Genomic DNA, 4,966 nt, shown 5'->3' on the forward strand with positions numbered 1-4,966 from the left:
GCGCGCCGGCGGGGGGGGGGCCGCGCCCCGCCGGGGCCCCGCGCCCCGGCCGGGGCCGCCGGACCGCGGACGCCGCGCGGGGGACGCGGCCCCCTGAGGCACGCGGCCTCCGGGCCGCGTTCAGTCCCCGTCGCGCACCTGCTCCCGCGCCGGTCTGGCGGACTCCGACAGGTACGGCACGTCGATGACCGCGACGCCCGGCGTGAACAGCAGCCGCGCCTTGAGCCGCAGGGCGTTCTGGTTGTGCAGGGGCTGCTCCCACCAGTGGCCCACCACGTACTCCGGGATCACCACCGACAGCACGCCCGTGGCGTCGTCGGCGGCCAGTTCCTGTACGTACGCCAGGACCGGGCCCACCACTTCGCGGTACGGCGAGTGGAGGATCGTCAGGGTGATCCCGGGGTCGTGCGCGGCCCATGCCTCGCGGAGCCGGGCCGCGTCCTCCTCGTCGGCCGCCACGGTGACCGCCGTCAGGGTGTCGGGGCGCAGGCCCTGCGCGTAGCCGAGGGCGTTGAGCGTCGGGGCCTGCATGGAGGCGACCAGCACCAGGACGTGGTGGCGGGCGGGCCTGCGCGGTCTGGCGTCGGGCGCGACGGCGACCTGCCGGGCGACCTGGTCGTAGTGGCGGCGCACGCCCTTCATGCCGAGGAAGAGCAGCGGCATGGCGATGACGACCAGCCAGGCGCCGTGCGTGAACTTGGTGAGGAGCACGATGACGAGGACCAGCCCGGTCATCACGGCACCCACCGCGTTGATGGCGAGGCGGCGGTGGATGTGGACGCGTTCCTCGCGCGGGGTGGCGGGTGAGGCCAGCTCCTTGCGCCAGTGCCGGACCATGCCCGACTGGGAGAGGGTGAAGGAGACGAAGACGCCGATGATGTACAGCTGGATGAGGCGGGTCAGTTCGGCGTCGAAGGCGACGATGAGCGCGATGGCGGCGAGTGCGAGGAGCACGACGCCGTTGGAGTAGACGAGCCGGTCGCCGCGGTTGAAGAGCTGGCGGGGCGCGTAGCGGTCCCTGGCCAGGATCGAGGCGAGCATCGGGAAGCCGTTGAAGGCGGTGTTCGCGGCGAGGATCAGCACGCCCGCGGTGACGGCCTGGAGCAGGTAGAAGAGGAAGTGCCAGCTCCCGAAGGTCGCCCGGCCGATCTGGGCGAGGGCGGTGGAGGTGGGGGTGCCGGGCGCCAGTCCCAGTTCGGTCGGGTCCGCGGCGACGTGCACCTCGTAGGACATGGCGAGGACGGTGATGCCGACGAACATCGTGACGGAGAGCGCGCCCATCACGGCGAGGGTGGCCGCCGCGTTCCCGGCCTTGGGCTTCTGGAAGGCGGGTACGCCGTTGCTGATCGCCTCGACGCCGGTCAGGGCGGTACAGCCGGAGGCGAAGGCGCGCATCGCGAGGAAGACCAGGGCCAGTCCGGTGTAGGTGCCCTCCGCGGTGATGGGCAGGTCTGCGGATTCGGCGCGGATGGTCTCGCCGGTCGCCAGCCGGACGGCCGCGAAGGCGAACATGACGTAGATGACCAGGACGAACCCGTAGGTGGGGATGGCGAACACCCGTCCCGACTCGCGGACGCCGCGCAGGTTCATCAGGGTCAGCAGGGCGACGAAGGAGACCGAGAGCACCACCTCGTGGTCGTTCAGCGCCGGGATCGCGGAGGTGATGGCGGCGACGCCGGAGACGACGGACACGGCGACGGTCATCACGTAGTCGACGAGCAGCGCGCTCGCGGCGGTCAGGGCGGCGGTGGGCCCGAGGTTCTCCGCGCTGACGACGTACGCCCCGCCGCCGCCCGGGTACGCGTGGCAGGTCTGCCGGTAGGAGGCGATGACCACCACGAGGAGGAACACGATGGCGGCGGCCGCGTACCAGGTGAGGTGGAGCAGCGCGACGCCGCCGAGGGCGAGGATCAGCAGGATCTCCTCGGTGGCGTAGGCCACGGAGGAGAGCGGGTCGCTGCAGAAGATCGGCAGGGCGAGCCGTTTGGGCAGCAGGGTCTCGCCCAGGCGCGCGGTGTCGAGGGGCTCCCCGACCAGCACGCGTTTCGCATGGATACGCCTCATCCGAGGATGATCGTCCATTTGATACCGGTTCACGGCGTTCTGTCGCCTGTGTCATGCCGCGAACCCGCCCCGGACGCGGCCAGTGGCGATCTTGAAGGGGCACTGCGATGGTGATCAGGTACGGAAGGAGGACGGCCATGGACCGATCCGTCTACTTGGCCTACGACTACCCGGTGCTGGGCGCGTTCTGGACCGTGATGTGGATCTTCCTGTGGGTCATGTGGCTGATCCTGCTCTTCCGCGTCATCGTGGACGTGTTCCGCGATCACGAGATGAGCGGGTGGCTCAAAGCTCTGTGGCTCCTGTTCCTGATCCTCATCCCGTTCCTCGGCGTACTGGTGTACGTCATCGCCCGGGGCAAGAACATGGGCAAGCGCGAGATCCAGCACGCACAGGAACGCCAGGACGCGTTCAACTCCTACATCCGGGAGACCGCCAAGGATCCCGGCCGGGCCGGGGCGGACGACCTGGTCAGACTCTCCGAGCTGAAGGCGAAGGGCGACCTGAGCGAGGAAGAGTTCCAGAAGGCCAAGCAGAAGCTCCTGGGCTGACTCCACAGCTCCCGGGCTGATCTCGCGGGCCCGGGCCGGAGCGGCAGCCACCGCTCCGGCCCGGGCCCGCGCACGTCGCGGCGGACCCGCTCACATGCGGGCCGCCGCGCTGCGGATGGCCTCCCGGATGCGGAAGTACGTACCGCAGCGGCAGATGTTGGCGATGGCGTCGATGTCCGCGTCGGTCGGGGCGCCGGTGCGCTTCAGCAGCGCGACGGCCGCCATGATCTGTCCGGGCTGGCAGAAACCGCACTGGGCGACGTCCTGTTCGAGCCAGGCCTCCTGCACGGGGTGCAGGTCGTCCCCGTCCGCCAGCCCCTCGATCGTGGTCACCGTCCTCCCGGCGCAGGCCGAGACGGGCACGACGCACGGGCGGACGTCCACGCCGTCCAGGTGGCTGGTGCACGCCTTGCAGACGTCCACGCCGCAGCCGTACTTGGGGCCGTTGACGCCCAGCATGTCGCGGAGCACCCACAGCAGGGGCAGGTCGTCGGGCGCGTCCACGGTGACGCTCCGCCCGTTGACGGTGAAGGTGTGCGAGGGCACGGCGCAACTCCTGGCTTCCGGCTAGCGGGGGTAGGGGGTGAAGTCGACGTCGAAGTCGAGAGGGAAACTGCGCGGCTTCGAACCGGTGGCCCGGGCCCACGCGTTGGCGATGGCGCCGACCGCGGCCGGTACCCCGAGTTCGCCCGCGCCGCCCGGCTCCTCGCCGGTGGCCGGCAGCACGAAGACCCGTACGTCCAGCGGGGTGTCGCGCTGCTGCGCCCAGTGGAACTGGCTGTAACTGCCCTCCAGCGGGAGCCCCCTGTCCAGGTGCAGCCCGGCGCGCAGGGTGGTGGAGATGGCGTCGGTGAGGCCGCCGGTCATCTGGGCCTCCAGCCCGCGCGGATTGACGGGCAGGCCCACGTCCACCGCGATGACCGCCTTGGTGACGCGCACGTGCTCCGGATCGCGGGTGTCGATCTCCACCAGGCAGGCGGTGCGTGACTTGTACTCCTCGTGGAAGGCGATGCCCTGGGCACGGCCCGCCCCCATCGGCCGCCCCCACCCGCCCTCCGCCGCCACCTTGTCCAGGACGGCCCGCTGGGCGTCGTTCTTCAGGAAGGCCCGTCGGAAACGGTACGGGTCCCTGCCGGTGGCGGCGGCCAGTTCGTCGACCATGATCTCCTCGGCGCCGCGGGTGTTGGCGGAGTACACCGAGCGCCAGGAGGCGGTCGGGATGCCCATGGGCACCTCGGTCAGCGCCTGGGTGGTGAGCCCGAAGTGGTACGGGGACTTCACCGTGGTCAGGAACAGCGTCTGGGCGAGGGTGGCGTTGCCGATGCCGAGCGGCAGGTTCGCCGCGGTGGCGGTGATGATCTCGCCGAGCCCGTGCCGGAAGTCGGTCTCGACGGCGGCCACCCGGTGCTCGAAGCTCAGCACCTCGCCCAGCAGGTGGGTGGCGCGGATCCTGTGGTGCGTCGCGGGGCGCATCCGGCCGTGCCGGGTGTCGTCGACCCGGGTCCACATCAGCTTGACGGGGCGGCGGCACGCCTTCGAGACCCGGGCCGCCTCCAGGGCCGCGTCGAAGAAGAGCCGCCGGCCGAAGGATCCGCCGGCCTGCACCACGTGGACGTCGACCTTGTCCACCGGCAGTCCGAGGTCGGCGGCGATGGTCTGCCGGGCCACGATCGGGGACTTGAGCCCGGACCAGATCTCGGCACGGTCCTCCCGGACGTCGGCGATGGCGGAGTTGGTCTCCATCGGGGCGTGGCTGACGAAGGCGAAGTCGAACTCGGCGTCCACGTACGGGGTGAGCAGCGGCGGCACCAGCAGCGGCGGGGTGGCGGCGCGAAGCTTCGTGCGGACCTGCGCGTCGGAGAGCGCGTCGGCGGGGCCCGGCCCCCAGGTGACCTGGAGCGCGGCCTTCGCGTCGAGGGCCTGGCCGAAGGTGTCCGCGACGACGGCGACCCCGGTCGGCACGGTCACCACGTGCAGGACGCCGGGCATGGCCTTGACGGCGGCGAGGTTGGCGACGGCGCGGACCGCGCCGCCGAGGGTCGGCGGGCGGCGCAGCACGCAGGGCTTGGCACCGGGCACGTCGAGGTCGAGGGTGTAGCGGAGGGCGCCGGTGACCATGGCGCGGGCGTCGACCCGGTTGGCGGGGCGGCCGACCAGGGTGTGCCGGGCGGTCTTCTTCGGGGTGGCGCCGACCACGGTCAGGCCGGGGTCGGCGGCGTCCGCGGCGAGGGAGCCGTAGCCGGCGGTGCGCCCGTCGGGGGCGGGGGGGGGGCCGCGCCCCGCCGGGGCCCCGCGCCCCGGCCGGGGCCGCCGGACCGCGGACGCCGCGCGGGGGACGCGGCCCCCTGAGG

The 4,966-nt window shown here is 72.3% G+C and carries 4 protein-coding genes; 1 reads left to right on the forward strand and 3 read right to left on the reverse strand.

All coding sequences use genetic code 11. From position 1 onward, the window contains the following. Positions 1-120: 120 nt before the first annotated feature. Positions 121-2,064: an APC family permease gene (locus ABT106_RS31000; RefSeq protein ID WP_351284137.1), complete on the reverse strand. Its 1,944-nt coding sequence runs from the start codon at positions 2,062-2,064 to the stop codon at positions 121-123. A gap of 137 nt (positions 2,065-2,201) precedes the next feature. Between ABT106_RS31000 and ABT106_RS31005 the strand changes: the two genes are divergently transcribed. Beyond that, positions 2,202-2,615 carry an SHOCT domain-containing protein gene (locus ABT106_RS31005; RefSeq protein ID WP_267726241.1) on the forward strand — a complete coding sequence of 138 codons (414 nt, stop codon included), beginning with the start codon at positions 2,202-2,204 and terminating at the stop codon, positions 2,613-2,615. A 90-nt stretch (positions 2,616-2,705) separates the two neighbouring features. Here the strand turns inward: ABT106_RS31005 and ABT106_RS31010 are convergent, their stop codons facing one another. Next, complete coding sequence (locus ABT106_RS31010) at positions 2,706-3,161, reverse strand: (2Fe-2S)-binding protein (protein ID WP_351284141.1); 456 nt, start codon at positions 3,159-3,161, stop codon at positions 2,706-2,708. A gap of 21 nt (positions 3,162-3,182) precedes the next feature. Then, positions 3,183-4,966: xanthine dehydrogenase family protein molybdopterin-binding subunit (locus tag ABT106_RS31015; protein WP_351284143.1), on the reverse strand; the 1,784-nt coding region annotated here is incomplete at its 5' end.

Origin of the sequence: Streptomyces sp. NPDC002044 (assembly GCF_040296725.1) — a bacterium.
GTDB classification, from domain to species: domain Bacteria; phylum Actinomycetota; class Actinomycetes; order Streptomycetales; family Streptomycetaceae; genus Streptomyces; species Streptomyces antarcticus.

Coding starts and splice junctions, on each gene's coding strand:
- ABT106_RS31005 (WP_267726241.1), top strand. CDS start 2,202: ATGGACCGATCCGTCTACTTGGCCTACGACTACCCGGTGCTGGGCGCG.
- ABT106_RS31000 (WP_351284137.1), bottom strand. CDS start 2,064: ATGAGGCGTATCCATGCGAAACGCGTGCTGGTCGGGGAGCCCCTCGAC.